This window comes from Arcticibacter tournemirensis (assembly GCF_006716645.1).
Classification (GTDB): Bacteria; Bacteroidota; Bacteroidia; order Sphingobacteriales; family Sphingobacteriaceae; genus Arcticibacter; species Arcticibacter tournemirensis.
The window spans coordinates 1-25,703 of the sequence record NZ_VFPL01000002.1 but is presented as its reverse complement, the minus strand read 5'-3'; the positions used below and the strand labels follow the sequence as shown (position 1 = coordinate 25,703).

Sequence of the window (25,703 nt, the reverse complement as noted above, 5' to 3'; positions counted from 1 at the left end):
ATAGGTAGTAAGTTATAAGTAATAAGACTTGCTAAGTATAAAGCAATAAGATATAAGAGAGTAAAGGAATAAGGAGGCGATAAGGAAACTTATCACTTACAACTTAGAACTTACAACTCTAAAAGATCTTCAGGTGCCTATATCGGCGGTGTCCACCTCTTCCCATTCCGAACAGAGAAGTTAAGCCCGCCAGAGCCGATGGTACTGCGGTAACACGTGGGAGAGTAGGTCGGTGCCAACCTTTCTAAAGCCCGTTAGTTCATTCTGACGGGCTTTTTTTATGCCCTGATCTGTCCTTTTTTTGAGATGGAACCTTTCATCTGTTTTTTCGTACCAAGACCCTGATATAAACGACATACCGCTCCTTAGATACCTGGATTATTTATATATTCAGCGTGAAATTAATGGCACGGTTATTCGTTATAAAATAATCATTATAAGATAAAGGACCACGAACTAGAAATAATATGAATTTTATACAAAGAACACTTTTACTTTTTACCTTCCTTCCTCTCTTCGCTGTTGCTCAGCAAAAAGATAAACCTGTTCCAAACTGGCAGAACCTCGACCTGGTAAAAGACGGGGTTATGGGTGTAAGTACAGAAAAAGCATATCAGGAATTGCTGAAAGGAAAGAAAGGTGCGCCGGTTGTTGTAGCGGTAATAGATGGTGGAGTTGATGCGCAGCATGAGGATTTAAAGAGTGTAATGTGGTCTAACCCTTCGGAAGTTGCAGGTAACAATAAGGACGATGACAAGAATGGGTTTACAGATGATATCCATGGTTGGAACTTTATTGGTTCGCCGCAGTACAGTGTTCAGTACGACAACCTCGAAGTCGTAAGGTTGATCAGAAAGTATCGGGAGAAGTACGCCTCGGTGGTGAATTCTACTCCTTTATCACCGGATGAAAGAAAAGAGTTCAATCTGTATAAACAGATGGTGACGGACTATATGACTAAACTGGAGAATGCAAGAATGGGTTATGAGAGTACAAGTATCCTTCGCAAGAACGTAGATTCAATAGCGAGTCGTATTGGAAAAAAACAACTTACTCTTGACGATTTTGAACAATATAAGGCCCGGAACGAAATTGAATCCAAGGTATTGAAAGTAGTAAAGTCGGAGCTTAGGAAGGAGCATGACTATAAAAAGTTCAAAGAGGATCTGGACGACGCTTATAAGTATTACAGCAGTCAGGTGAACTACAATTTAAATATAGATTTCGATCCCAGAGACTCTGTTAAAGATGATTACAGTAATGGAGCCCAATATCATTATGGTAATGCAGATGTGAAAGGCCCGGATGCTGATCACGGAACGCACGTTGCCGGTATTATCGCTGCCGATAGGCATAACAATAAAGGTGTAAAGGGCGTAGCGGAAAACGTTCAGATTATGTCGGTGCGCACCGTGCCTACTGGCGATGAGCGCGATAAAGATGTAGCAAACGCTATACGCTATGCAGTGGACAATGGAGCCAAAGTAATAAACATGAGCTTTGGGAAAAGTTATTCATGGGACAAGCATTTAGTAGACAGCGCTGTGCGATATGCCGCTTCGAAAGACGTATTACTTGTTCACGCCGCTGGCAACGACTCTAAAAATACCGATATAGAGAACAACTTTCCGACACGCATTTTTGCAGATAGCGTGGATGCAAATTTTTGGGGAATGAACCGGAAAGTCTCTATCGTTCCTGGTGCCGGCCAACGACCTATGGGAAGCATGGGAATGCCCGGATCACCGCGCTCTAATGCCGCCGTGAAAGTTGAACCTGATACCCTTAAGTTTACGAAACCGAAGGCAGAAAACTGGATTGAGGTAGGAGCTTCTCACTGGAAGAATGATGATGATCTTGTTGCAAGCTTTTCTAATTATGGTAGGAGATCGGTAGATGTATTTGCTCCTGGGGTACAAATTAACTCTACTATGCCGGGTTCAAAGTATAAAGAAAACGACGGAACAAGTATGGCTGCTCCTGTAGTTGCTGGCGTAGCTGCTTTAATACGATCTTATTATCCTTCTCTTACAGCAGTTCAGGTTAAAGATATTATCATGAAGTCTGTGACCAAGGTAGACCAAAAGGTTAAGGTAAAGGAAGAAGGGTCGACCAAGCGCGTCAAATTCTCGGAGGTTTGTATTTCCGGTGGCGTAGTAAATGCCTACAATGCTTTACAGATGGCCGCCGATATGCAACAAAGGTTATCGAGCAAATAAAACAACAACTTTAACGGTATTAGTGGTTAGAATAAACTATAGCTATTCTCACCGGATTTTTTTACCTTTGCGATCCATTTAACGCTGTTTGCAGCAGTATCAATGATTATGGCTAAGTATCAAACACTTCTTTACTATTGTTATAGTACAATAGCGAATGCGGAACAATTTGCCGCAGATCATCTTCAGTTTTGTAAGTCACTCGGACTCACCGGCAGGATTATTGTAGCCGATGAAGGACTAAACGGTACCGTTTCGGGCACAACCGAAGCGTGCGGTACTTATATGAATGCTGTCCATGCAGATGAACGCTTTGCATCTACAGAGTTCAAGATCGACGAGGTCGACGAGCCTTCGTTTATTAAGATGCATTGCCGCTATAAAGCAGAGATTGTACATTCCGGCTTGCGTGACCCTCATATCATTGATCCTAAGAAACAAACAGGGGTCCATTTAGACCCCAACGAGTTTTTAGAGATGAAGGACCGCGACGATGTTGTCATACTGGATGTCCGTTCAAATTATGAGCATTCCTTAGGGAAGTTTAAAAATGCAGTAACCTTAGATATTGACAACTTCCGTGATTTTCCGTCAAAGATTAATGAGCTCGCGCAGTATAAAGGTAAGAAAATATTGACCTATTGTACTGGCGGCATTAAATGTGAAAAGGCGTCTGCCCTTTTATTACATGAAGGCTTTGAGGAGGTGTACCAACTTCATGGGGGCATTATAAACTACGGGAAAGAAGCAGGGGGGAAGGATTTTGAAGGGAAATGTTACGTCTTTGATAACCGCGTCGCAGTCGATGTGAATACTGTTAATCCGGTTGTTATTTCCAAATGTCATAATTGTGGTAAAACTACAGCCAAGATGATCAACTGCGCCAATCCCGAATGCAATGAACATTTTACTCAGTGCGACGAATGTGGATGGGAACTGGACGGCTGTTGTTCAAACGAATGCAAAAGCCATCCCCGCAAGCGTTTGTATGATGGCACGGGGTATTACGTGAAAGTGCCACAACAGATTAATTTGAACAAGGAAGGCCGCGGTGCCTTTATTAAAGACCTTCGTCCTCTTGCATGAAAGCAATCTTCACCGTCTCGATGCTATGCATCTCCAATGTATTTATGACTCTTGCCTGGTACGGACATCTTAAGTTCGGCGAAATGAAATGGAGCAAAACACTTGGATTAACGGCTATCATTTTCATTAGCTGGGCGATTGCTCTAGCTGAATATATTTTTCAGGTTCCTGCAAATAAGTTTGGTTTTAGGGCTAACGGTGGTCCTTTTAGTCTTCTGCAGTTAAAGGTTATACAGGAAGCTCTTTCCATAAGTGTGTTTCTTATCTTCACTGTTCTTTTCTTCAAAACCGAGAAAATAGCCTGGAATCATATAGTTGGTTTTCTTTTTATTATTCTCGCTGTTTTCTTTATTTTTAAAAAGTGGTAAAATCATTTTTCCCCTTTTAAGCGCCTAGCAAGTTCTAGCGATTGAACCTAATTTTCTTTTAATGGAATTACTCAGGAATCTCCGTTTATTGATATTTACTTTCATTCTATTCCTCGCGTTTAACAACGGCACGGCGGCCGATATTAAAGGCCTCGGGGTGCCCTACGTTCAGAATTATACAAAACATGTTTACCAGTCGGGCAACCAGAACTGGGCCGTTACCAAAGACGAAAACGGCATCATGTATTTCGGTAATTCCGAGGGCTTGCTGTCGTTTGATGGACGCTATTGGCAGTTGAACCGAATGCCAAATCATCTGATAGTTCGTTCTGTAGCTGCCGACGGTAAAGGAAGAGTGTACGCCGGTGGATTTGGCGAGTTTGGCTACTGGGCCTATAATCACAAAGGCCGACTCGTGTACCATTCTCTTACAAGGCTCCTTCCCGCCGGTTTTACGTTGAAGGATGAGATATGGAAAATATATGTTGATGGAGAGAGAGTACTTTTCCAATCATTCGCTTCTGTCTTCATTTATCACAAAGGAAAGATCAGGGTTTTAGAAAAGGGCGGACCTTTTTTCTTTTTGCTAAAAGCAGGTTCCCGGTTTTTTATTAAATCCATGGGTAAGGGCTTTTACGAGATAAAGGGCGATAAACTTGCAGGTATTCCTAACAGCGAACTACTCGACAATACAGAAGTTCTTTGTATACTCCCTTTTCAGAAAGGGAAATACCTGATTGGCACAGCTAAAAAAGGACTGTTTATTTACGATGGCATTAGTATTAAGCCCTGGGATAATCACGCAAACGGTTTTCTTAAAACATACCACCTCAACAACGGCTGTGTGGTGATGAACAGGTATTTCGCCTTTGGAACCATCCTTAACGGGATAGTGATATTGGATGAGGCTGGACGGATTGTGCAACAGATCAATAAATCAAGCGGACTGCAGAATAATACGGTACTAAGTATATACTCTGATAATGAACAAAATTTGTGGGCTGGTCTGGATAATGGGATTGACCGAATTGAACTAAACTCGCCTTTATATTTTTATTTCGATAAAAAAGGCGATTTGGGTACTGTATACTCAAGTATTATACACCAGAGTAAGATCTATCTGGGGACAAATCAGGGCCTGTTCTATAGTGATCTTCAGAATCACGGCAGCGATAGTTTCCAATCGTTTGATTTTAAGCTGATTCCCGGTTCACAGGGACAGGTATGGGATCTTTCATTGATTGATGGCCAGCTATTTTGCGGACATAACGATGGTACTTCCCTCGTTATTGGCAATACATTAAAAAAGATCTCTTCGGTTAGTGGTGGCTGGATAATCAGGCGTTTAAACTCAAACCCCAATTTGCTTATTCAAGGTACGTATAACGGCCTTGCAGTGTATAAGAAGGGGCCGGACGGCAAATGGGAGTTCTCCCATAAGGTTAGCGGGTTCTCAGAGCCTTCGAACTATGTAGAACAGGACGCTAAAGGACAAATATGGGTAGGCCATGCTTATAAGGGACTGTATAAGCTACAGCTTAATTCAGATTACAGAAAGGTGGTATCCTTCCGTTACTATGGAAGCAATAATGGCTTGCCGGGGAGCTACCATCTGAATGTATTTAATCTTGAAAACCGGGTAGTGTTTTCCTCTGATTCAGGCTTTTATATATATGACGATATAAGCAACCGCTTTTCGAAATACAATCATTTGAACAGAGGCCTGGGCTCTTTTGCCTTCTCCAATAAAATCATCCCGGCGGCTGCAAGGAAATACTGGTTTATCAATCATGGAAAGGTAGCTTTAGTAAGCTTAACCGAGCCGGGGCAGATTAAAGTTGACTCCTCCAGTTTTACCATTCTCGACGGAAGAATGGTTCAGTATTACGAGAATATAAGCCGGATAAATAGCTCATTGTATCTGATTAGCATAGACGATGGCTTTTCTATCTATGATGGGAACAGCATCAATGTAAATGCTTATAATGCGAAATCTTTACCAAGGGTGCTGATTCGGAAGTTTGAAAACATAACTTATGGGAATATGCTGATTTCGGAAGCTGCGGGGTTAGACATAACAGAAATTCCATATAACAGAAACAATGTTCGGATCTCTTTTGCATTACCATATTACCGGCAGGCTAAGATAAGATATCAATATTACCTGGAAGGATATTCATCACAATGGTCAGAGTGGAGCTCACAGGCAGCGAAGGAATTTACCAACCTCGGAAATGGCTCATACACATTTAAAGTCAGGGCTATCATTAATGACAGAAAGATATCAGAGTCCGCGTCGTTCCAATTTATAATTCTTCCTCCATGGTATCTTAGCAAGTGGGCCTATTTTAGCTATCTGCTTCTACATATAGCTCTCTTTCTTATACTCCGGCGGATGTATTTTTATAACATAAAAAAGCACCAGGAGAGATTACGTAAGAAACTACAAAAAGAGAAGGAAGAACAACTGAGACAGGAGGCTATCATAAACGAGCAAAAAATAGTAAAGCTGAAGAATGAGCAGTTACAGGCGGATCTTGAAAGTAAAAGCCGTGAGCTGACAAGCTCGGCCATGAATATTGTTTACAAGAACGAACTGTTGCAAAAGATCAGAGACGAGATATATGGTTTGAAGGATAGCAGCGGCAAAAAGCTGGGCTCAGATCAACTGAAGCGCCTTGATAAGGTGATCAACGAAGGGCTGAATGATGAGCGTGACTGGAATGTCTTCGAAAGCAGCTTTAATGAGACGCATGAAAACTTTTTTAGGAAACTCAAAAGTAAGTACCCTGAGCTGGTACCCAACGATCTGAAGTTATGTGCCTACCTGAGGATGAATATGAGCAGCAAGGAAATTGCCTCTCTTTTAAATATCACCTTAAGAGGAGTGGAGATTCGGCGATACCGGCTACGAAAGAAGCTGAATCTTGAGCATGACAAGAACCTCGCCGAGTTCTTTATGCAGTTATAGTACTACATCATTACCTCTCATAGTGTAAATCTTCCTATCTCATAGTAACTTTTACCATTGCATGCGTCTGATGAGCTAAAACGAATTAGAAACGTTTAAAAAGCCTCATTTCAGGCCCTCGAAATATTTACAGATTTGATGTAGTGAAGTGAAAGTCAATTTTTCGGAAATCCAACTATTTCACACAAAATTTGTTGTGTCTAAATAGTGACAACCAAATAAAGTTAGGACCTAATTCAATTAATTATGAGAAAAATTTTTACAAACCTGTCGGGTCTTGTTCTCGTACTCTTCCTTTTTCTCGGAAGTGCATACGCGCAGAATACTTCCGTCAGGGGTAAGGTTACCGACGCCTCCAATGGAGAAGCTCTAATTGGAGTGAGCGTAAAGATTAAGGGAACAAATCTCGGAACCTCAACTGACGTATCCGGGGTATTTACAATTAGCGCTCCCCCTACCGCGACTCTTGTGATCAGCTATGTGGGTTTCACGACACAGGAAGTTCCTATAACCAATCGCACATCTATTCAGGTAGCACTGAAGGCGTCGTCGTCGGCGCTGCAGGAGGTGGTAGTAATTGGATACGGAACAGCAACAAAGCGAGACCTGACCGGTTCAATTACTTCTGTAAAGGCAAGTGATGTAGCTGATCGACCAACAACTAACCCTGTAGCTAACTTACAGGGACGAGTAGCAGGGGTTCAGATAACGAACTCCGGGCGACCAGGTGCCGAACCAGATGTTCGCATAAGGGGAACTATTTCTATTAATAATGCAAAACCTTTGTATGTAGTAGATGGAATCCTGAATGATAATATCAATTTTCTTAATCCTGCAGACATTGAATCGTTTGAGATTTTGAAAGACCCATCCTCCCTGGCCATATTTGGGGTAAGGGGAGCGAGTGGAGTCATTATCATCACAACAAAACAGGCCAAGAGCGGACAGCTTACTTTTAACTTTAATTCCAATACAGGTGTTAAGCATGTCAATAACAAGATAGATGTTACGAATGCTGAACAATTCCGAATGCTTTACGACGAGCAACTGGCCAATCAGGGAAGCGTTCCATTCAATTACACCAATTGGCAGGCTAATACTGACTGGCAGGACGCGATTTTTCAAACTGCTGTATTTACGAATAATAACCTCAGTGTAAGTGGTGCGACTGAGCGAAATAAGTTCAGAATGGGTTTGGGGTATATAGCAGAGCAGGGAATAATTAAGCATGAGCAATTAAAGAAGATTACTTTAAGCTTGAACGATGAACTCCGTATAACTGAAAACTTTAAGGTTGGAGTCACTTTCAATGGGTATAGATCCGAGTTGCCAAATGAAAGAGGCGTTGCAAACGCGGTTTTGGCAGCTCCTATCGCTCCCACATTCAATGATGAGTATGGATTGTATCACACTATGCCGTCATTTCAGCGGGCACAGGTAGGAAATCCGTTGGTGGATGTAGAACTGAGAAAGAATACCGCCTTCAGGAGAGAGTATAGAGCTGTCGGAAGTGTATTTGGAGAAGTTGACTTTTTAAAGCATTTTAATTTTAGAGGGTCGTTCTTTGTTGACTACGGATTCAACAATAACAGATCATACTCACCACTGATCTACGTATACAATCCTGAGATCCCGGGAGCTAATAAAACAGACCAGCTTACCACGTTGACTACTGTTAATCAGGATCAGAATATTTACAATAAGATTCAATCTGACTGGATTTTGACCTATAAAAATAGTTTCGGTGATCATAATCTGACTGCAACTGCCGGTTTTACTTCATATATCACCGGCTATGAAGGTTTAGGTGCCAGCAGGAACCAAGGAAATGGAGCACCGATTCCCAATAATCCTGATAAATGGTATCTCGGCATAGGTTCGCCAGCAACTTCGACAAACAGCGGTGGTGCCTGGGAGAACAGGACTCTTTCTTATCTCGGCAGAGTGTTATACAATTACAAACAGAAGTATCTTTTTAATGCTTCCTTTAGACGCGATGCAAGTTCTGCCTTTGTCCTGGGCGAACCATGGCAATCGTTTGGAGCATTAGGTGCCGCGTGGGTTGTTTCTGAAGAAGAATTTATGAAGTCGCAGGATATCATAAACAATCTGAAAATAAAAGGCTCCTGGGGCGTTCTCGGCAATCAGAATACTGGAGGCTCGGATAGAGACAGATACCCGATGTATCCTGTACTAGTGAGCGGGAGTTCGGCTGTTTTCGGAGAGAATGTCGTTCCGGCATACGAACCTGCTTATATTCCAGATCCAAACCTTCATTGGGAAACAGTTCATTCGTGGGAAACCGGCTTCGAATTAAATGCCTTTACTAATCGCTTAGGATTAGAGGTGAACTACTATAATAAGCTTACTAAAGGTATAATGACAGAGGTTCCAGGTCTCCTCGGAACTCTCCCTGGCCTTTCCAATCAAGGCGAGCTAAGTAATAATGGTATCGAACTGGTTACTTCCTGGCGTCAGAGCTTTAACGACTGGACATTAAATGTGTCAGGAAACCTGACAACATTAAATAATAAAGTAAAGAGCCTGTCGAATAAAGGCTATCAAATCGTAAGAGGAGCATCCCGGACTACTGAGGGGTATCCTATCGGGTATTTTTACGGGTATGTGCACGATGGGATCTACCAGAGCAATGAGGATGTAAGGCTTAATCCCAGCAACTTAAACGAGGTATTTCCAGGGGATATTAAATACAAAGATGTTAATGGCGATGGGATGATATCTGAGGATGACCGGACGATGATCGGAAATCCAACACCTGATTTTACGTACGGATTTACTGTTGGGTTGAAATACAAAGATTTCGATTTTGGTGCAGATTTCATGGGAGTTTACGGTAACGAAATATTCAGGAGATGGAACCAACAGCCCTATGCGCAATTCAACTATCAAGTGCAGAGGCTCGATCGCTGGCATGGTATTGGAACATCCAACTGGCAGCCAATCTTAAATGATGCAAGAACTAATAACCAACTCACTTCTTCATATTTCATTGAAGATGGAAGTTTCTTTAGGGTGAGAAACATACAGTTGGGCTATAACTTAAATAAGCGGATGCTCGATAAAGTAAAACTTAAGTCTTTAAGGGTGTTCCTGAACGCCCAGAATCCATTCACATTTGCTAATAATACAGGATATACGCCTGAAATCGGTGGCAGTGCTATTGAGTTTGGAGTGGATAATGGAACTTATCCCGTTCCTGCTATATATACTTTAGGGGTGAATATGAATTTTTAAATAAAATCAACATCAGTTATGATCAAGATATATAATAAAAGTAGCCGATTGCTACTAATGCTGATTACCACAGTGTTTATGCTGTCTAGTTGTAGTACAGACTGGCTGGATGGGGAGCCAAAAGGCCGGCTCACAGAAGACGATCTTCCCCCCGGTTCTCTTGAGGGACTAGTTTTCGCAGCTTACGCTTCTTTACGAAGTGAAGGAACGAGCGGATTGCCTTATGCTGCTATTCATAATATCCGTTCTGACGATGCAAGTTTAGGTGGATCGGTTGGAGACGAAGCAGGCGCAGGCCCAATATTTGATAATTTCCAATATCCCAAAGACTACTGGTTAATCAATAATTATTGGACCAATCATTATCAGGCAATTGCAGCTACTAACAGAGTAATGGCAGCTGCGGATTCTATAGGAATTACTACGGATGAGACTCTATCTCTCGTCGCAGAGGCCAAATTTATAAGAGCCTGGGCTTATTTTAATATGGTTAGAGCATTTGGCGAAGTGCCTAAAATCGATTTTAGAATTTATACTCAGGATCAAGCCAATGTACCAAAGTCTAGTGTAGCTGATATATACGCTCTTATTGATGCGGATTTACAAGCAGCCGTAATGAATTTGCCTTTGAAATGGGAATCACGGTATATTGGTCGCCTTACGAAAGGAGCAGCTTACGCGTTACAGGCCAAGACTTTTTTAGCGAGGAGCCAGTGGGGGAAAGCTTTGGCTGCTGCACAATCGGTAATAAATTCGGGTCAGTATGATTTGAGTGTACCATACGATCAAATCTTTACAGAGAAAGGAGAAAATAGCAGTGAGTCGGTGTTTGAAATTCAAGCACTTTATAATCAAAATGTAAAGGACTTCGGTATCACCTGGGCGGGCCGACAAGGAGTGCGTGGTTCGGGTGCGATGGATCTTGGCTGGGGATGGAATGTTCCTAATACACGGTTAATAGATGCATATGAAGCGAACGATCCCCGGAAGGAAGCAACCATTCTCTTTGCAGGTACAACTACGAATTACAGAGAAACAATTCCAACTGGGCTGGCGCGAGAATACTGGAATAAAAAGGTATATACCGATCCTGCAATCAGAGCTCAGACCGGCAGTCGTTTCGGCGAATGGTTCAATCTGAGAATCATAAGATATGCTGATGTGGTCCTGATGGCGGCAGAAGCGGCCAACGAAACAGGCGATCAGCAGACGGCTTTGAATTATCTTGAATTGGTTAGGGCGCGCGCCCGGGGAGCGAATAGCGCTATTCTTCCGAGAGTTACAACTACCAACCAGGTGGAATTACGAAATGCGATACGCCACGAGCGTCAGGTTGAGCTCGGAATGGAAAATGAACGCTTTTTCGATCTTGTCCGTTGGGGAATAGATATAGAAACCATGCACGCCGCAGGAAAAACGGGCTATCAGGAAAGGAATAGATTTCTCCCCATACCGCAACCAGAAATTGACCGTTCGGGAGGTGTATTGAAACAGAATCCTAATTATTAGTGAAAGACGTATCCGGAAAAATCAGAGACGGGCAGCTTTAATTGTCCGTTCTCTCAAAGTTAGAATAAAATGAAAAATTTAATAGCTAAATATACTGCGGGGCTTTTGTTGTCTTCCATTATAATTTCTGGTATAACTTCCTGCCAGAAAATGGAGCGCCCGGAAATGAATATTATCCCTGATGATACGGCGAGAATGAACGCGCCGCTTCAGATATACCTTCCTTTCGAAAGCTCGGTTCTTGACAGTGCGCAATATCAAAAAGGATCGGCTAACAATGTTACATATGTAGATGGTGTAAGAGGAAAAGCATACAAGGGTGCTACAAACGCTTTATTGCAATATCCCTCCGCTCTCAAAATGGCCACAATGACCAGTTTTACCGTGTCTCTTTGGATTAAAACAGAGAAGCATACAGGCGGTGCTCAGAGTGTGTTTATGATGCCTAATACCGGGGATTTCTGGGGTAACTTATTTCTAATGATCGAAGGCAATAACAGTACGACTGATAACTCTATGCTCGTAAAATTCAATTTTGCAGGAAATTGGGTTGAGTTTAACGGAAACAATGGTGTGAATCGTCTGCCTGATATGTATGGAAGATGGAGGCATCTAGCTTTCTCGTATGATGCGGCTACATCTAGATTCGCTGCATATCTGGATGGTACAAAACTTGCTTTGCCAGCCAGCGTGACAGATAGGAAAAACGGACAGAATCCTCTTGGCCCATTGCAGTTTAAAACAGCTTCCAAGTTTGTGATAGGAGGATATCAACAGCATATAGGAATCCCTAACAATACTGCGGACAGCTGGATGCTTCGCTACACAGGCGCCTTAGACCAGTTCCGTGTCTATACCAGAGCTCTGTCGGATGCCGAGATTAGCACCTTGTACACAACAAAACAATAGTTCAATTCGAGCAGACCGGTAATCTGGTCTGCTCGATCATTCCCTTCTGTTCGATGAATAAGCCGGTTATAATTTTCTTTCTTGTTTTTTTGATTTTTGTATCCTGCAAAAAGGACAAGGAGGTAGAGCAGTATGCGGAAGATTTTAATTATACTGCCATTAGTGTAAATGGTGCGTCAAACGGCTTTAACTATTCAAATCTTACCGGATCTCCGGTTATACGTTTGGCATTTTCAGCTCCTTTAGCTAAGGGATCACTTTCGAGTGGTATCGTTTTCAAAGATAATCAAGGAAAGCTTATAGAGGTCGATTATTCGTTGGAAGAAGGCAATAGGATTGTAGTGTTGAAAGCAGCAAAGTCTTTGTTTTCTTTTAGCAAATACACTATAGAAGCTGGCGATAAGCTAATGTCAGAAGCAGGAGGGCGGCTACGAACCCCGTTTACTTTGACTCTTGTTACATCTCTCGATCCTGCCGATAAGTTTCCCCGTATTTCAGATGAAGAGCTTTTAACTCTCGTTCAACGGCAAACCTTTAAATATTTCTGGGATTTCGGGCATCCTGTTAGTGGTATGGCGCGAGAGCGCGATTCCTCCGGAGACATTGTAACTACAGGGGGTACTGGTTTTGGAGTAATGGCTATCATCACAGCTATTCATCGCGGGTTTGTTACCAGGGAAGAAGGGCTAGCGCGGATCCAGAAGATAACGACATTTCTTAAAAATAAAGCTCAACGCTTTCATGGTGCGTTTCCTCATTGGTTAAACGGAAACACTGGCGCGGTTCAGCCTTTTAGTACGAAAGATAATGGGGCTGATTTAGTGGAAACATCTTTGCTGATGCAAGGATTACTTACAGCTAGACAGTATTTTAATGGAGCGGGACAAGAGGCAGATTTGCGAAATGATATTAATAACCTTTGGAATGCAGTTGAATGGAGCTGGTTCAGAAAAGATAATGGTAATGCATTGTACTGGCATTGGAGCCCCGACTACAACTGGGATATGAACCTTCCCGTGAGAGGCTGGAATGAAGCACTGATCACCTATGTGCTCGCTGCATCATCCTCTTCACATGCTATTCCTAAGTCAGTATACGAGAATGGGTGGGCGAATAACAGCAGCTTTAGGAACGGGAATACCTATTTCGGTGTTCAATTACCCTTAGGGCCGGCGATGGGTGGACCTCTCTTTTTTTCACACTACTCTTTTATGGGGATAAATCCTTTGGGACTGAGTGATACTTATGCCAACTACGAAACACAAAACAAAGCTCACGCACAAATAAATTACCAGTATTGTAAATCTAATCCGAAGGGATTCTACGGATATGGACCTGACTGTTGGGGACTTACCGCGAGTGATGATATTAACGGCTATAAGGCTCATGAGCCAACTAACGACAACGGTGTTATTTCTCCAACTGCAGCACTTTCATCATTTCCTTATACTCCAGAAGAATCGATGAAGGCTTTGAAGTTCTTCTATTATAAGTTGGGCGACAAGGTCTGGAAAGAATATGGGTTTGTTGATGCTTTTTCTTTACACGAACCGTGGTTTGCAAGTTCTTTCCTTGCCATAGATCAGGGGCCTATTATAGTAATGATAGAGAATTACCGGAGTGGTTTGCTCTGGAACCTGTTTATGAGTTGTCCGGAAGTAAAAACGGGGATGCGAACATTGGGCTTTAGCAGTCCACGATTGTAAATAAATGAATAAGATGAAAAATACACACTTTGGCATATTATTCCTGGCTTTTTTCTTTGTATTTAACGCATGCGGGGAGAATAAGCGCCCTGCCTCTTCTGAAGCTGCGCCTAAAGATTCTATTTCTGACGACTCTCTTCTCACCCTGGTTCAAAAGCAAACATTCAATTATTTCTGGGATGGGGCAGAGCCGGTATCGGGGCTGGCCAGGGAACGTATTCATATAGACGGAGATTATCCTGAAAATGATCAGGATGTGGTGACGATCGGCGGCGGAGGTTTTGGCGTTATGGCTATTCTTGTTGGTATCGAGCGTAAATTCATAACGCGTGATCAGGGTGCTGAAAGATTGTCCAGGATTGTTAATTATTTGGAGAAAGCCGATCGTTTCCATGGTGCCTGGCCTCACTGGCTACACGGTCCGACCGGGAAAGTGAAGCCTTTCGGTAAAAAGGATAACGGCGGTGATCTGGTGGAAACTGCATTCATGGCTCAGAGCCTGATTTGTGTCAGACAGTATTTTAAAGATGGAAATGAACAGGAACGGAAACTGGCTGAAAAGGCTGATATGCTTTGGAAAGGAATAGACTGGAACTGGTATCGTAAGGGTAATCAGAATGTTCTGTACTGGCACTGGAGCCCCCAATATAATTGGGAAATGAACTTCCCGGTAACTGGTTATAATGAGTGCCTGATAATGTACGTGCTCGCGGCATCTTCACCCACTCACGGAGTACCGGCTGAAGTGTATCATCAGGGCTGGGCTAAGAACGGTGCCATTAAGTCGGATGCAGAGCAGTTTGGGTATAAGGTCGTTCTGTCGCATAACGGCGCTCCGGGCAGCGTGGGCCCTCTTTTCTGGGCGCACTACTCTTACCTCGGCTTAAATCCGAAGGGACTAAGGGATCGTTACGCCGATTATTGGCTGCTGAATAAAAACCATACGCTGATTAATCGCGAGTATGCTATAAAGAATCCGAAAGGATTCAAAGGCTATGGAGAAAATGCATGGGGCATGACTTCAAGTTATTCAGTAGATGGTTATGCAGGGCATCAGCCTGGTGATGACCGGGGAGTTATTTCGCCGACAGCGGCATTGTCCTCATATCCCTATACGCCTGAATATTCCATGCAGGTAATACGTCACCTTTATGAAGATCTTGGTGATAAGATATTCGGAAAGTATGGTTTTTATGATGCGTATAGCGAAACAGACAACTGGTATCCGCAACGATATCTGGCAATTGATCAGGGACCAGAAGTGGTGATGATTGAGAATGGACGGTCGGGTTTGCTCTGGAAGTTGTTTATGTCGAGCTCCGAAGTGCAAAGCGGACTTAAGAAGCTAGGTTTTGAATTTGACCATTAAAGCGAGCTGACGATATGGAACTATTAACGAACATCTGCAAACCAATGAAAGTACTATCTATTTTATGGGTGCTTGTTTGCTCTAGTTCGCTTAGCCGTGCGCAGACTACTCAGATGAGCACCTACTGTAATCCACTCAATGTTGATTATACGTATGCCATTTACGACGCTGCCAGAGATATATCTTACCGCTCGGGGGCAGACCCTGCTGTGGTGAAATTTAAGGGTGAATATTATATGTTCGTAACCCGCTCTATGGGATACTGGCATTCAACAGATCTTCTAAACTGGAATTTTATAAGCCCTGAGAAATGGTACTTTCAGGGCTCGAATGCTCCTGCTGCTCATAACTATAAAGATTCGGTTTTATACGTTACCGGCGATCCTTCGGGATCTATGAGCGTTCTTTATACGGATAATCCCAAAAAAGGCGATTGGAAACCTCTCCCATATATCCTTACCGATCTTCAGGATCCGGACCTCTTTATTGACGACGACGGACAGGCCTATATGTTCTGGGGCTCATCTAATACATATCCCATAAGAGCAAAGAAGCTTGATCGCGAAAAGAACTTCCGCCCTGTTGGCGAAACCGTAGAACTGTTTAAGCTCGACGGGGACAAACATGGCTGGGAGCGCTTTGGTGAAAATCATGCAGACACCGTTCTGAAAGGATATATGGAGGGTGCATGGCTTACCAAACATAATAATATATATTACATGCAGTACGCTGCGCCGGGGACGGAATTTAATGTATATGGCGATGGAGTTTATACGAGTCGCTCGCCGCTAGGCCCTTATAAATACGCACCTAACAATCCGGTGTTCTATAAGCCTGGCGGATTTGCTAACGGAGCGGGCCATGGAAGTACCGTTTTGGGTCCGGCGAACCGATACTGGCATTTCGCTTCTATGTCGGTTTCGGTAAATGTGAACTGGGAGCGAAGGCTCTGCATGTTCCCTGCCTACTTCGACCAGGACGGTCTTATGTATTCGAATACCGCCTTTGGCGATTATCCCCATTATGCGCCTGCGGTTGCTGGTAAAGGGGGTGAATTTACAGGCTGGATGTTGTTGTCATATAAAAAACCAGTTAGGGCATCTTCATCCCTCGCTGAGTTTAAGCCTCACTACATTACCGATGAAAGTATCAGAACATTTTGGGTAGCGCAAAAAAATGACGATAAGCAGTGGCTTGAAATCGATCTTCAAAAGCCGGGAAAGGTTTTTGCCGTCCAGCTAAATTACCATGATTATAAGTCTGATTTGTACGGAAGGGTTGGAGGACTTTATCACAGGTATGTGATCGAGGGATCGTCTGACGGGAAAAGCTGGAAGACTGTTGTCGATAGGTCAGATAGTTATAAAGACGTTCCCAATGACTATATTGAACTCGCAGAACCTCAAACGCTAAGGTATATACGGTATAAAAACATCCATGTTCCTACGCCGAACCTGGCTATTTCGGGCATCCGTGTTTTTGGACAAGGCCAGGGTAAAGCACCCGGGAAGGTCGCCAATTTTTCGGTGAAGCGAAAAGCCGACCGCCGTGATGCTGTAATAACCTGGAGTAAACAGTCGAATGCGCAGGGATATAACATTCTTTGGGGAATAGCTCCCGATAAACTATATAATTCGTGGATGGCATATGATAATAATATGTTAGATCTGAAGAGCTTGTCGGTTGATCAGAAATATTATTTTTCGATCGAAGCGTTTAATGAAAACGGGGTCTCTAACCGGGGCAAAGTGATAGAAATAAATTAATTAAGAGTAAAATTTAATAGAATGAAGTTTTTTAAAGCGAGTTTGTTTTTACTTGTAGTGACAGTATCTGGTGCAAGGGCACAGACGACGAAGGACGCTAAAATGGATCAGTTTATCTCTTCTCTTATGCAGAAGATGACCCTGGAAGAGAAGTTAGGCCAGTTAAATCTCCCTGGCGCTGGCGATATTACAACCGGACAAGCGTCGAGTTCAGATATTGCAGGGAAAATAAAAGAAGGAAAGGTAGGTGGTTTATTTAACATTAAAACAGTTGAGAAGATCAGGGATGTTCAGAAAATTGCAGTTGAAAAAAGTCGCCTGAAAATTCCTCTGATCTTTGGGATGGACGTTATTCACGGCTATCAAACTGTTTTTCCCATTCCCCTGGGATTATCATGTAGCTGGGATATGCCGCTTATTGAAAGAAGTGCCCGCATTGCCGCTACTGAGGCGAGTGCTGATGGTATTAACTGGACATTCTCACCAATGACAGATATTTCACGCGATGCGCGTTGGGGACGTGCTTCCGAAGGATCCGGCGAAGACCCATACCTGGGATCGCAAATCGCGAAAGCAATGGTGAAGGGATATCAGGGCGATGACCTCTCAAAAAACAATACCATTTTATCATGTGTGAAGCACTTTGCATTGTATGGCGCTATTGAAGCGGGTCGGGACTATAACACGGTAGACATGAGCCGGTTGAGGATGTACAATGAATATTTTCCACCCTATAAAGCTGCCGTTGAAGCAGGTGCCGGAAGTGTAATGACCTCTTTTAACGAAGTGGAGGGTGTTCCAGCCAGCGCAAATAAGTGGTTGATGACGGAAGTATTGCGTAATCAATGGGGATTCAACGGGATGGTCGTAACCGATTATACCGCCATTAACGAGATGATCGATCACGGATTAGGTGATCTGAAAGCGGTGTCGGCTTTAGCTCTTGCAGCCGGTGTGGATATGGATATGGTAGGAGAGGGATTTTTGACAACCTTGAAGCAATCGCTGCAGGAAGGTAAAATCACTCAGCAAGAAATAGACATGGCTTGCCGCAGGATACTCGAGGCCAAATATAAGTTAGGGTTATTTCAGGATCCTTATCGTTACTGCAACGTGAAGCGAAGCAAGACAGAGATCTTCACTCCTGCATTCCGCAAAGAGGCAAGAGCAACGGCTGCACAGAGTTTTGTCCTGCTTAAAAATGATAATAACGTTCTGCCAGTGAAGAAGAATGGTACGATTGCTTTGGTAGGGCCTCTCGCCGATGCAACTGAGAATATGACTGGAACATGGAGCGTTGCCGCAGACTTCAGTAAGTCAGTTTCGTTGCTTAAAGGTCTTACAAATGCGGCGGGAAAACAAGCTAAAGTGTTATATGCTAAGGGATCTAACCTTACTGCCGATTCAGTACTCGAAGCGAACTCGACTATGTTTGGTAAATCGCTGCGTCGCGATAATCGCCCTGCTGATGTAATCAGGAGAGAAGCTCTTGAAATTGCGCGCCAGTCGGACGTTATTGTAGCAGCATTAGGCGAGTCGGCCGAGATGAGCGGCGAGAGCTCCAGTCGTACAGATATCGGAATACCGCAGGTACAGACAGAATTGCTGGCTGAGCTGCTAAAAACCGGGAAGCCGGTAGTACTGGTGCTTTTTACAGGAAGACCATTGACGTTAAAATGGGAAAGTGAAAATGTACCTGCTATATTGAACGTTTGGTTTGGCGGTTCGGAAGCAGGTGACGCGATTGCAGACGTACTTTTCGGAGATGTAAATCCCTCAGGAAAGCTAACGATGACTTTCCCGATAGACGTGGGTCAGGTTCCAATCTTCTACAATCATAAAAACACAGGAAGGCCTCTTGCTGAAGGAAAGTGGTTCACCAAGTTCCGGTCTAACTATTTAGATGTTCCAAACGATCCGCTTTATCCATTCGGGTTCGGCTTAAGTTATACAAAGTTTGATTACAGCGATGTAAAACTTAGCAGTACTTCGTTAAAAGCAGGACAGGAAATAACTGCAAGCGTTACGGTAACCAATACCGGCTCGAAGGAAGGGAAGGAAGTGGTTCAGCTTTATATCCGCGACATGGTAGGAAGCATTACACGACCGGTGAAAGAGCTTAAGGGATTCAAAAAAATAAATCTGAAAGCGGGCGAGTCGCAGGAGGTTACTTTCAAAATCACGGAAGAGGAACTCAAGTTCTATAACAACGATTTGAAGTTTGTTGCAGAACCCGGCGATTTCAAGGTATTCATCGGCACGAATAGCCGCGATGTTAAAGAAGCTGACTTTAAACTGCAGTAAATATTATATATACAAGAGAAATAAAGGGCGCCTGACTCAGCTAACAATTGCGTCAGGCGGCCTTTATTTTGTACCTGCCTTACGCAATTCCGGAAGCAGCAGAAACTGCTAATCCATTAATTCTTGTTGCTTCATATTAAATAAGATACATTTGTCAGTATCTAAGCAATTCTTGTTTAAGCCATTATCTTGATACTAACATCTTGATACTTGATACTAAAAAATGAAACTAAAACTCTTTTTATTAAGCCTGATCATACTGGTTTCCGCATCTTTGGAAGCTCAGGATTTGAAAAAGTATGAACGCAGTACTTTTGTATCGAAGAATGATACCTTGCCATACCGCATTCTTTTTCCAGAAGATTTTGACAGCAGCAAAAAATATCCTGTATTGTTTTTCCTGCATGGACGGGGGGAGAGTGGCGATAACAACGAGTCGCAGTTGACGCATGGTGGCCGCTTATTTCTGAAGAAAGACATCCGGAAGAACTATCCTGCTATTATTATCTTTCCTCAATGCCCGAAAGATAGTTATTGGGCAAATGTTGACATCAGCACAGACAGCACTGGAAAGCGATCCTTCGATTTTCAAAAAGGAGGCGAGCCAACGAAAGCAATGCATGCCTTACTTGGGTTGGTAGAGAGAATGCTCGAAAAGCCCTACGCCGATAAACAGCAAATTTATGTTGGAGGCCTCTCTATGGGCGGGATGGGCACCTTTGAACTACTGCGCCGGAAGCCGGAGGTATTTGCCGCTGCTTTTGCCATTTGTGGCGGCGACAATGTGAAGAATGTAAAGAAGTATCGCAAGATTCCTCTCTGGATATTTCACGGTGCCAAAGATGATATCGTGGATCCCCAATTTTCGGAAAGGATAGTGGAAGAACTTCACAAAAAAGGTAATGATGTAAAGTTTACTGTTTATCCTGAAGCTAACCACAATAGCTGGGATTCCGCCCTTGCTGAACCGGATTTGCTTCCATGGCTATTCTCGAATATTAAGGATTGATTTAAACTGGTCAGGCTGCAGGTATTGTTGCAGCCCGACCAGGAGGTCTTAAAAACTTACCTTACAAACGATAGGGAAGTGGTCGGATGGGAAACGAAGGTCTTTACTGTCTGTCAATACGCCGTATTTCAGTACCTGCACATTTTTATTTACAAAAATGAAGTCAATACGGCCTTCCGTTACTTCAGTAGTATAGGTGTGATATTTGAATCCGTTAAAAGTTTCTTCCGGTCCGTAGGGTTTGGCAGATGAAACCAATTTTGAATCTGAAAAAGTACCGACAATAGTTCCGTAAGCAGTTGTTGACGGATCGGAGTTAAAGTCGCCTGTTATGAAAACCGGAGATTTTGCATTAGAGATCGCTTTAATTTTCTCAAGAATCATCTTCGCTGCATTTTCCCTGGCCTGCACTCCCTCGTTGTCGAAGTGCGTATTGAACATGAAAAACTCTTTTCCATTTGCCCTGTCTCTAAACTGGGCCCAGGTGCAGACGCGGATATATGCAGCATCCCAGCCTTTTGATGGCTTGTCGGGAGTTGGTGACAACCAGAAGGTTCCTGATTTAATTACCTGATACTTTTTACTTTTATAAAAGATGGCGGAAAATTCACCTCCGGTTTTTCCGTCGTCACGGCCGACTCCTACATGGCTATATTGCGACATTTCAGAGAGATCGCTCATTTGTACGACAAGAGCCTCCTGAACCCCAAAAATGTCGAAGTCATGATATTGAATAAGTTCTTTAACCATGTCTTTCCTGTTAGGCCAGGCGTTTTCCTTATCGGAAGCCGTATTGAGGCGAATATTAAAGGTGGCAATATTGAGTGTTGTTTTTTTCTGCGCAGGGCTGGAAAATGGTAAAAGCACTGACAAAAAGAGCACGATTGTGCTAGTAAAAAAAGTACGGGTCATCATAATTTGTAATCTATTTATAAGTGTATGGTTTAAATAAAATGACTCATCGGCGCTTTAACAAGATCGTAGAACTATCCCGCCTGATAACGTCTACGTTCGATACTGTTGAAATAACGAATAAGGCATCATTCAGTGAACTAATGGGAATAGGTCCTGCAATCATCTTATTGTTTAAGGCGCTGTCACTGGTAATTATCTTCTTCCCGAAATTATCTTCCAGGTATTGTGCGATCTCCTTTATAGTAGGATTAATTAATAAAAGCTTTTTCTCTTTCCATGCGGTATAGTTTTGTGTTTCTACCAGATCTTCCTTTACATTCTGGTTCGAATACACAATCCTCTTTCCGGGAGTTAATATTAAATCAGCCAGATGCTTCCTGTCAAAAGAAACCTTCACTTTACCTTTCTGAAGCACAACCTCTGTAACTTCGCGTCTCTGCCTTACATCGAAAACAGTCCCAAGAACAGTTATCTTAAGTCCCGCCGTGCGGACAACAAAATATTCTTCCGGCCTTACATTTAGCGAATCCTGATTGATATGCACAACTTTAAACAATGCTTCTCCTTCAAGCCATATCTCGCGTTTTCTTCCTTTCTTCCACTCCTTCTCATACCGGATACTTGAATTGGCGTTAAGTTCCACCTGTGAGCCGTCTGGTAAAACAAGTTGCTTTGTTTCTCCGAAATCTGTTTTTACAATCGTCTCATGTTCCCTGGTTTTTAAGAGAAGGTAAAGACCCGAAAGCAGGAGAAGTCCGATGAAAGTAGCTGCTATTTTTCTGATATTGTACCAAAGCTGACGAGGTGGCTGAGTTGCAGAGGTGGAATAGTCAAGCAGTCCGGCTTTGTTTAGCGAGTCAATGTGATTGGCAAATGCAGCATCCACCTGCTGCTCATCAGGAATATGTTCTTTAAACCGGATCGACCTTAAAGTATAGAGCGCTTTTTGTATAGTATCTTTTTTTTCAGGAAACAGTTGTTCCATTTCTGTCCAGAAAAGTTCGTTCTCCGGATTGGGATTAAAAGCCCAGTCCTGGAAGGAATCGTCAGATAGGAAATCAGGTTCTCCATAGTGTAAATATTTTCTATATAAATCTCTTTTTTCCATCCTATATATACGTGTTCATTTTTGCTGTTTTTACCCCGTCTCTTAATAAATTTTTAACATAAAAACAGCAAGAGTTTAATGTTGTCCTTTAAGGTTGATATACTTCGTGCCATAATCTTATAGGTTGCTTTTACTGATATTTTCAAAATATCGGCGACTTCCTGATATGAAAGCTTCTCGTAATACCGAAGGAAGATAGCTTCATACTGCCTCGGCGTTAAGAATTTACAGGCTTCTTTGAGGCTCTTATGATCTTCGGCATTTTGCTCCTGTTCTATAATTACGTTTTCCACAGAAAATTCAAAAGTTGCATCCTCCTCGTGTTCCTCACGAAGGCTCAGCCGTTGCTGCTCTTTTAATCTTTTTATCAGCGTATAGCGAAAGGCAGAGTATAGATAGCTGTTTAACGAGTCAATTCTTTTAAGCTTATCTCTCCGGCTCCATAGATCAAAGAAAATCTCCTGGATACAGTCCTCTACAAGCGCGGTATCATGACTAAACTTACGCCCATAATTATACAACTTCCGATAGTACTCCTTGTATAAAAGAGAATATGCTTCTATATCGCCTTCTATGACCTTGTTAAGGAGAACAGGGTTATCCATCGTGTAAATCGAATCTGGTGATTAAAACAGCTTATAATTGAGTCCCCGCATCGGTTATTATGCTTACTCTTACGCGGCATAAGAATAGGCTTTTTTGAATTCAATACCAAATTTGGCGACTTTCACAAAACCTCTCATACATGCTATTGTATTTGACGGATCGGTAAAGAAGGTTTTTTTTGCCACTGATAAAAAAATATTTAAATCGCTGGGGTAAAAAGTCGGGGACCGGACACATCCTACTGAAAGGAAAACTAAAAAGCTTTTTTAAACCAAAATTTGATTATGAAGCAAAATTACTTTAGGATGTTTCTGCTATTTTTGATGATAGCATTTAACCAGGCGTATGCACAGAGATCCATTCCTGTAAGCGAAGCCTTAAAAAAGATCACAAGGATCTACAAAGCAGAGTTTGCTTACGATCCGGTACTTCTCAAAGACAAGGTGACCAGCTACAACCTTGACAAGCTTCAGGGCAAGTCGCTTGAAGATGTTTTGAAAGGCGTCCTTTATCCCAATGAGCTCGTATTTTTATATGTAAAGCCTCATCTCTATACTATTGTGGAGAAAAGCAGGATAAAGGAGGCTTCCCCAAAGACGACGTCAACGGAGGCCGAAGCCGGAACGGGGGCAACCATTAAAGAAAACCAGTTGAAGGTTTCGGGGACTGTAAGAGACGAAAAGGGGATACCCGTTGCTGCCGTTACCGTTACAGAAAAGGGGACACGGAATGCCACCGCTACACGCGAAAACGGAACCTTTAGTTTGACGGTGTCAGATGCCAACGCTGTGTTAATCTTCAGGTCGGTAGGTTTTAATCAACAAGAGGAGGAGTTAGTTGGCCGGTCGTCTGTAGACGTATTTCTCAGTTCCGAGAACAACCAGCTAACTGAAGTAGTCGTAACTGCTCTGGGTATAAAGAGGGAAGAGAAAGCACTCGGGTATGCAGTCCAGACTGTCAAAGGGAACAAGCTTCAAACCGTAAAAGGGGTGGATATGGCAACCTCTTTAACCGGGCAGGTTGCCGGACTAGTGGTGAAAAACTCGACAGAATTTAACGCTACTCCGGTCTTACAGATGCGCGGCGAAGACCCTATGCTGGTAATTGACGGAATTCCGTATCAAAATATGACTCTCAGGGATATCCCAGCCGACGATATCGAAAGCATCAACATGTTAAAAGGCCCTACTGCGGCTGCCCTTTATGGCTCTCGTGGTGCAAAGGGTGCAGTAATGATCACTACAAAAAAAGGCAAGTCGGATAAGATAAGCATAGACGTCAACAGCAATACGATGATGACCCTGGGCTATATCGCTATACCCAAAACACAAACTTCTTATGGACATGGTCTAAATGGCAAGATCGGTAACGACTATGTGTGGGGGCCTAAGCTGGACATAGGCAACGAGGAAAAACAGTGGAATCCTGTTACTAAGCAGGAAGAGATGATGCCTTTAGTATCAAGCGGGAAGAACAACCTTAGGAATTTCATGCAAACAGGTTTTATTACCAATAATAATATTAGCCTTACGCAAGGTGGCGAAAAGGGCTTTTTCAGGGTGGGATTAAACCAGATCCACAACAAAGGCCAATTTCCAAATCAGAAGCTGAATATCTACAACTACACCATGAGCGGCGAGATCAAGATGGCCGAAAAGTTAACTCTGGAAGGGCATATGGGATATAGCCGCAATCAGGCACCACAGGTATGGGGAGGTGGTTATGGAACCCAGGGGTACATTTACCAGATTATGATGTGGACAGGCCCGGACTACGATATCCGTCAGTATCGCGACTATTGGGTGACTCCTAATGTTAAGCAAAACTGGATGTACAATGCCTGGTACGACAATCCGTACCTAATTGCTTATGAGAAGTTAAAAGGAGTGGAGCAGAACAAGCTAAACGCCAGTCTGATCATGAACTATGCCGTAAGCAAAGACCTGAAGATTATGTTCAGAAATGGATATGATTATTACAAGAATGAGGAAAGTATCAGGAATCCGGCCGGCATCTTTTCAACCAACGGGGGATCGCTTGGATCAAACTTCAACTTTGCATTTAACGGAAAAGGACTCTTCGGTTTTGACCAGCTTTGGGGAAATAGTATAAATAGTGACCTTATTGTGAATTATAATAAGAGTTTTGCCGGAAAGTGGAATATTGATGCATTAGCAGGGGGAAGTATTTTTTATTTTAAAAATCGTGAGTTTGGAGCGCGTACTAGAAACGGTCTTTCAGTGCCAGGATGGTATTCGTTAGCAAACGCTGTGGCCTCAACTACTGCAGGCGTAGATGCGATTGTTAATAATTATGGAACCTGGGCGCAACAGATCAACAGTGCTTACGGGAAGATGACCCTTTCATGGAATAACGCGGTGTATCTGGATGTAACCGGCAGGAACGACTGGAGTTCCACTCAGGCATCTAATGTCCGTTCTTACTTCTATCCATCGGTAGCGGGGAGCGTTGTAGTATCTGAGTTGATGGGCGATCTGCCGGAATGGCTGAGTATGTGGAAGGTTAGAGGATCGTGGACCGTTACAAAAAAACCTGCAGAGATCTATGAGAACAATTTGAGTTACACTACTTCTAAACTTATG

General features: G+C 42.9%; 16 protein-coding genes and 1 rRNA gene. 14 read left to right on the top strand and 3 right to left on the bottom strand.

The window, feature by feature from the left end; all coding sequences use genetic code 11:
• The first annotated feature begins 129 nt into the window (after positions 1 to 129).
• From rrf to BDE36_RS21760, 13 genes are all read left to right on the top strand, one after another.
• Positions 130 to 241, top strand: a 5S ribosomal RNA gene (rrf, locus tag BDE36_RS21820).
• A 226-nt stretch (positions 242 to 467) separates the two neighbouring features.
• Complete coding sequence (locus tag BDE36_RS21815) at positions 468 to 2,219, top strand: S8 family serine peptidase (RefSeq protein WP_141816684.1); 1,752 nt, start codon at positions 468 to 470, stop codon at positions 2,217 to 2,219.
• A gap of 108 nt (positions 2,220 to 2,327) precedes the next feature.
• Positions 2,328 to 3,305: an oxygen-dependent tRNA uridine(34) hydroxylase TrhO gene (trhO, locus tag BDE36_RS21810; protein WP_141816683.1), complete on the top strand. Its 978-nt coding sequence runs from the start codon at positions 2,328 to 2,330 to the stop codon at positions 3,303 to 3,305.
• Positions 3,302 to 3,673, top strand: coding sequence for a DMT family protein (locus BDE36_RS21805; RefSeq protein ID WP_141816682.1), 372 nt, complete (start codon positions 3,302 to 3,304; stop codon positions 3,671 to 3,673). The genes trhO and BDE36_RS21805 overlap by 4 nt, the downstream gene beginning before the upstream one ends.
• A gap of 61 nt (positions 3,674 to 3,734) precedes the next feature.
• On the top strand, positions 3,735 to 6,644 hold the full coding sequence (locus tag BDE36_RS21800; protein WP_141816681.1) for a triple tyrosine motif-containing protein: 2,910 nt from the start codon (positions 3,735 to 3,737) through the stop codon (positions 6,642 to 6,644).
• A 246-nt stretch (positions 6,645 to 6,890) separates the two neighbouring features.
• On the top strand, positions 6,891 to 9,899 hold the full coding sequence (locus BDE36_RS21795; RefSeq protein ID WP_141816680.1) for a SusC/RagA family TonB-linked outer membrane protein: 3,009 nt from the start codon (positions 6,891 to 6,893) through the stop codon (positions 9,897 to 9,899).
• A gap of 78 nt (positions 9,900 to 9,977) precedes the next feature.
• Positions 9,978 to 11,408, top strand: coding sequence for a RagB/SusD family nutrient uptake outer membrane protein (locus BDE36_RS21790; RefSeq protein ID WP_244939638.1), 1,431 nt, complete (start codon positions 9,978 to 9,980; stop codon positions 11,406 to 11,408).
• Positions 11,409 to 11,477: 69 nt separating this feature from the next.
• Positions 11,478 to 12,317 carry a LamG domain-containing protein gene (locus BDE36_RS21785; protein ID WP_141816678.1) on the top strand — a complete coding sequence of 280 codons (840 nt, stop codon included), beginning with the start codon at positions 11,478 to 11,480 and terminating at the stop codon, positions 12,315 to 12,317.
• A 53-nt stretch (positions 12,318 to 12,370) separates the two neighbouring features.
• Positions 12,371 to 14,023: a glucoamylase family protein gene (locus tag BDE36_RS21780; protein WP_141816677.1), complete on the top strand. Its 1,653-nt coding sequence runs from the start codon at positions 12,371 to 12,373 to the stop codon at positions 14,021 to 14,023.
• Between the two features lie 13 nt (positions 14,024 to 14,036).
• A complete protein-coding gene (locus BDE36_RS21775) occupies positions 14,037 to 15,392 on the top strand; it encodes a glucoamylase family protein (protein ID WP_141816676.1) in 1,356 nt (451 codons plus the stop codon).
• A gap of 44 nt (positions 15,393 to 15,436) precedes the next feature.
• Positions 15,437 to 17,158: a family 43 glycosylhydrolase gene (locus BDE36_RS21770; RefSeq protein WP_141816938.1), complete on the top strand. Its 1,722-nt coding sequence runs from the start codon at positions 15,437 to 15,439 to the stop codon at positions 17,156 to 17,158.
• Positions 17,159 to 17,179: 21 nt separating this feature from the next.
• The gene (bglX, locus tag BDE36_RS21765; protein WP_141816675.1) at positions 17,180 to 19,462 is read left to right on the top strand and encodes a beta-glucosidase BglX; all 2,283 of its coding nucleotides are present in this window, start codon (positions 17,180 to 17,182) and stop codon (positions 19,460 to 19,462) included.
• 223 nt (positions 19,463 to 19,685) lie between these two features.
• The gene (locus BDE36_RS21760; protein WP_141816674.1) at positions 19,686 to 20,471 is read left to right on the top strand and encodes a carboxylesterase family protein; all 786 of its coding nucleotides are present in this window, start codon (positions 19,686 to 19,688) and stop codon (positions 20,469 to 20,471) included.
• Between the two features lie 48 nt (positions 20,472 to 20,519).
• On the opposite strand, the gene BDE36_RS21755 is transcribed toward BDE36_RS21760, so the two are convergent.
• The 3 genes from BDE36_RS21755 to BDE36_RS21745 are packed head-to-tail and all read right to left on the bottom strand — an operon-like array spanning position 20,520 to position 23,099.
• Positions 20,520 to 21,386 (bottom strand): endonuclease/exonuclease/phosphatase family protein, encoded by an 867-nt coding sequence (locus tag BDE36_RS21755; RefSeq protein WP_244939637.1) that lies wholly within the window; start codon positions 21,384 to 21,386, stop codon positions 20,520 to 20,522.
• A gap of 43 nt (positions 21,387 to 21,429) precedes the next feature.
• Positions 21,430 to 22,494: a FecR family protein gene (locus tag BDE36_RS21750; protein WP_141816673.1), complete on the bottom strand. Its 1,065-nt coding sequence runs from the start codon at positions 22,492 to 22,494 to the stop codon at positions 21,430 to 21,432.
• 53 nt (positions 22,495 to 22,547) lie between these two features.
• Positions 22,548 to 23,099, bottom strand: a complete 552-nt coding sequence (locus BDE36_RS21745; RefSeq protein WP_141816672.1) for an RNA polymerase sigma factor — start codon at positions 23,097 to 23,099, stop codon at positions 22,548 to 22,550.
• Between the two features lie 306 nt (positions 23,100 to 23,405).
• Here BDE36_RS21745 and BDE36_RS21740 point away from each other — a divergent pair.
• A partial coding sequence (locus BDE36_RS21740; protein WP_211360933.1) for a carboxypeptidase-like regulatory domain-containing protein occupies positions 23,406 to 25,703 on the top strand: 2,298 nt, incomplete at its 3' end.